Source organism: Citrobacter sp. CK198, from assembly GCF_030333295.1.
GTDB lineage: Bacteria > Pseudomonadota > Gammaproteobacteria > Enterobacterales > Enterobacteriaceae > Citrobacter_B > Citrobacter_B koseri.
Genome location: NZ_JAOWGE010000013.1, coordinates 1 through 3,992, shown reverse-complemented (window position 1 = coordinate 3,992; position 3,992 = coordinate 1). Strand labels below are relative to the sequence as shown.

Here is a 3,992-nt window from a genome sequence, read left to right as displayed (position 1 = left end):
GAGAGTAGGGAACTGCCAGGCATTAATTAAGTGAAGAGGCCATCCTGAGGGATGGCCTTTTTGCGTTCATGCGTCCGGGTCAGCCGGATGGCGGCTGCGCCTTATCCCACCTACATAACCACAAGCCATACTGTTGCATATGCGGTAAACTAGACGCGATTTTGCATCAGGAAAGCGTCTATGAATCACTCCCTCAAACCCTGGAATACCTTCGGTATCGATCAACGCGCTAACGAGATTGTCTGTGCCGAAAATGAACAACAACTATTGGATGCCTGGCAATCGGCTAAAGCATCCAATTATCCGGTACTGATACTGGGCGAAGGGAGTAACGTTCTGTTTCTTGATACCTTTCATGGAACGGTGATTATCAACCGTATCAAAGGTATTGAGGTGACAGAGCAACCCGAAGCATGGCACTTGCACGTAGGGGCGGGGGAAAACTGGCATAACCTGGTACGATACACTCTCCAGCAAGGTATGCCGGGGCTGGAGAATCTGGCGCTTATTCCGGGGTGCGTCGGTTCTTCTCCTATCCAGAACATTGGCGCCTATGGTGTAGAACTACAGCGGGTCTGTGACTATGTGGATTGTGTCGAGCTGACAACCGGAAAGTCTCTACGGGTGAGCGCCACAGAGTGCCGCTTTGGTTATCGTGATAGTATCTTCAAGCATGAATATCAGGATCGTTACGCCATTGTGGCTGTCGGCCTGCGTTTACCAAAACAGTGGCAGCCCGTACTGACTTATGGCGACCTGGTTCGCTTTGAACCTGAAACGGTCACGCCGCAGCAGGTGTTTGATGCCGTATGCCATATGCGCACCACGAAACTGCCCGATCCAAAAGTAAATGGTAATGCAGGTAGCTTCTTTAAAAATCCTGTTGTTGCAGCAGAGATTGCGCACACATTACTGGCGCAATTTCCCGGTGCGCCACATTACCCGCAGGCCGATGGTTCAGTGAAGCTGGCTGCCGGTTGGTTGATCGATCAGTGCCAGCTAAAAGGCGTCAGTATCGGGGGCGCTGCGGTACATCGTCAGCAGGCTCTGGTGCTGATTAACGTACATAATGCGACAAGCGAGGATGTGGTGAAACTCGCGCATCATGTGCGTCAGAACGTGGGTGAGAAATTTAATGTCTGGCTGGAACCGGAAGTTCGGTTTATCGGGCAGACCGGTGAAGTGAATGCTGTGGAGATCATTGCATGAAGGATAATACCGTTCCCCTGACGCTGATCTCTTTGCTGGCCGATGGTGAGTTTCATTCGGGTGAACAGCTGGGTGAAACGCTGGGAATGAGCCGCGCAGCCATCAACAAGCATGTCCAGACGCTGCGTGACTGGGGTGTTGATGTGTTTACCGTACCCGGCAAAGGATATAGCCTGCCAGAACCTATCCAATTATTAGATGCTTCTGTCATCCATGCACAACTGGACAGCGGGAATGTCACGGTACTTCCGGTTATCGATTCGACGAACCAGTATCTGCTGGATCGTATCGGCCAGTTGACGTCGGGTGATGCCTGTGTAGCGGAATACCAGCAGGCTGGGCGTGGTCGTCGTGGGCGGAAATGGTTCTCTCCATTTGGTGCGAACCTGTATCTTTCTATGTACTGGCGTCTGGAGCAGGGGCCGGCAGCTGCAATCGGGCTGAGTCTGGTGATCGGCATTGTGATGGCTGAGGTTCTGCGCGATCTGGGTGCAGAGAAGGTTCGGGTTAAGTGGCCTAATGATCTCTATTTACTCGATCGCAAGCTGGCAGGCATTCTGGTTGAGCTTACGGGTAAAACGGGCGACGCTGCACAAATCGTTATCGGCGCAGGTATCAATATGGCCATGCGCCGTGTGGAAGAAGGCGTCGTGAATCAGGGATGGATCAATCTCCAGGAAGCGGGCATTACGCTTGATCGCAACATGCTGGCGGCGACGTTAATCAAAGAGTTGCGTGCGGCGCTGGAACTCTTTGAGCAGGAAGGTCTGGCACCTTACCTGTCTCGCTGGGAAAAACTGGATAATTTTATTAACCGACCGGTTAAACTGATTATTGGTGATAAAGAAATATTTGGTATTTCCCGTGGGATAGATGCGCAAGGCGCGTTGTTGCTTGAACAGGATGGCGTAATTAAGCCGTGGATGGGCGGAGAAATATCTTTACGCAGCGCAGAATAATAAAAAGGGAGCTAAGGCTCCCTTTTTACATTATTTTCTCAACCTGACTTGTTCGACCGCATGATTGGCGCTTTTGGTCATAATCAGACTGGCCCGCTCACGAGTGGGTAAAATATTTTGCTTTAAGTTCAACCAGTTGATTTCTTTCCATAATGATGCGGCGGTATTGATCGCTTCATCTTTCGATAATTTTGCGTAATTATGGAAATAAGAATCTGGGTCGGTGAACGCCCCCTCACGGAATTTCAGGAAGCGGTTGATGTACCACGTCTGGAGTAAATCTTCAGGCGCATCAACATAAATAGAAAAATCAACGAAGTCAGAAACAAATACATGATGTGGATCGTGAGGATAATCCATTCCACTCTGTAGTACATTTAAGCCTTCAAGAATTAATATATCGGGCTGCGCGACGGTTTTATCTCCGTCTGGAATCACATCATAAATCAGGTGTGAATAGACTGGCGCGGTAACATTTGGCACCCCTGATTTGAGATCGGAAACGAACTTCACCAGACGGTGCATATCGTAAGACTCAGGAAAGCCTTTCTTCTTCATCAGCCCGCGATCTTTCAGCACCTGGTTAGGGTGCAGAAAACCGTCAGTGGTGATCAATTCGACGCGACGATGTTCCGGCCAGCGGCTCAGCAGTGCTTGCAGTACGCGCGCGGTGGTGCTTTTGCCCACGGCAACGCTACCGGCAATGCTGATGATATAAGGAATACGCTGGCCGTTAGTGCCTAAAAATTGCTCCAGAACAGCCTGACGGCGCAGGTTTGAACTGATATAGAAATTTAGCAAACGCGACAGGGGCAAATAAATCTCGGCAACTTCTTCCAGTGATAAATCTTCATTAATGCCTTTGAGTCGTGCGATTTCGCCCTCGGTCAGGGTCATCGGCACGGAATCACGAAGCGCAGCCCACTGGTTGCGATCAAATTGTAGGTAAGGCGTCATTAACGTTTGCTCTTTACTCATAAGCATGTTTCTGGCTGTCATTGCTACATCAGGTCAGCGATAAAAAAGCGAATCATCCCCGGCATGCAATGGCACGACACATTTCAGTTAATTTGGACAATGGGCAGGAGGGTAACACCAGATGGGAGGGAATAATAAGAAAAAATCTCTCCTGATAAGTTATCCCTGAAACGCAATGTGACGGATATACCATATGTAAAAGAAGAATTTTTCTCTTTCAAACGCAGATATGATGATGCTCTCCGTTAATCCGTTAGCATCCCAGTGTCGAAAAATCGCACTGACCTGACTAAAAATAGGCCATTTAGCAGTCTTGTCGTGCAAAATGTGAGCGATAGAACATTTTATGCAATTTTTTAGTTGCATGAGGTCGCAGGTCTCCATAGAATGCGCGCTACTTGATGCCGACTTAGCTCAGTAGGTAGAGCAACTGACTTGTAATCAGTAGGTCACCAGTTCGATTCCGGTAGTCGGCACCATCAAGTCCGGTGGGGTTCCCGAGCGGCCAAAGGGAGCAGACTGTAAATCTGCCGTCACAGACTTCGAAGGTTCGAATCCTTCCCCCACCACCACTTTCTGGCAGCGTGTTTGCTGTCTGAACTGGTTGAAAAAATTAACCGGTTCGAATAAGAAAAGAGACATGTCTCTTTTTTTGTTACAGAAAGAACTGGGTAGCCGAGTTCCAGGATGCGGGCATCGTATAATGGCTATTACCTCAGCCTTCCAAGCTGATGATGCGGGTTCGATTCCCGCTGCCCGCTCCAGACGTGCTGATATGGCTCAGTTGGTAGAGCGCACCCTTGGTAAGGGTGAGGTCCCCAGTTCGACTCTGGGTATCAGCACCAC

3 protein-coding genes and 4 tRNA genes are annotated in these 3,992 nt (G+C 49.5%); 6 read left to right on the top strand and 1 reads right to left on the bottom strand.

Annotated features, from left to right (window positions below):
• Positions 1-180 precede the first annotated feature (180 nt).
• Together murB and birA are read left to right on the top strand one after the other, a co-directional pair.
• Entirely contained in the window at positions 181-1,209 is a 1,029-nt protein-coding gene (gene murB / locus OGY62_RS02010) for a UDP-N-acetylmuramate dehydrogenase (protein WP_286458949.1), read from the top strand.
• Positions 1,206-2,168, top strand: a complete 963-nt coding sequence (birA, locus tag OGY62_RS02005) for a bifunctional biotin--[acetyl-CoA-carboxylase] ligase/biotin operon repressor BirA (protein ID WP_012133821.1) — start codon at positions 1,206-1,208, stop codon at positions 2,166-2,168. Before murB ends, birA begins: the two co-directional genes overlap by 4 nt.
• Before the next feature lie 30 nt (positions 2,169-2,198).
• On the opposite strand, the gene coaA is transcribed toward birA, so the two are convergent.
• On the bottom strand, positions 2,199-3,152 hold the full coding sequence (coaA, locus tag OGY62_RS02000) for a type I pantothenate kinase (protein WP_024130653.1): 954 nt from the start codon (positions 3,150-3,152) through the stop codon (positions 2,199-2,201).
• A gap of 397 nt (positions 3,153-3,549) precedes the next feature.
• Between coaA and OGY62_RS01990 the strand changes: the two genes are divergently transcribed.
• From OGY62_RS01990 to OGY62_RS01975, 4 genes are all read left to right on the top strand, one after another.
• A tRNA-Thr gene (locus OGY62_RS01990) sits at positions 3,550-3,625 on the top strand.
• An 8-nt stretch (positions 3,626-3,633) separates the two neighbouring features.
• Positions 3,634-3,718 (top strand) — tRNA-Tyr (locus OGY62_RS01985).
• 117 nt (positions 3,719-3,835) lie between these two features.
• Positions 3,836-3,910, top strand: a tRNA-Gly gene (locus tag OGY62_RS01980).
• A gap of 5 nt (positions 3,911-3,915) precedes the next feature.
• Positions 3,916-3,991, top strand: a tRNA-Thr gene (locus OGY62_RS01975).
• Position 3,992 lies beyond the last annotated feature (1 nt).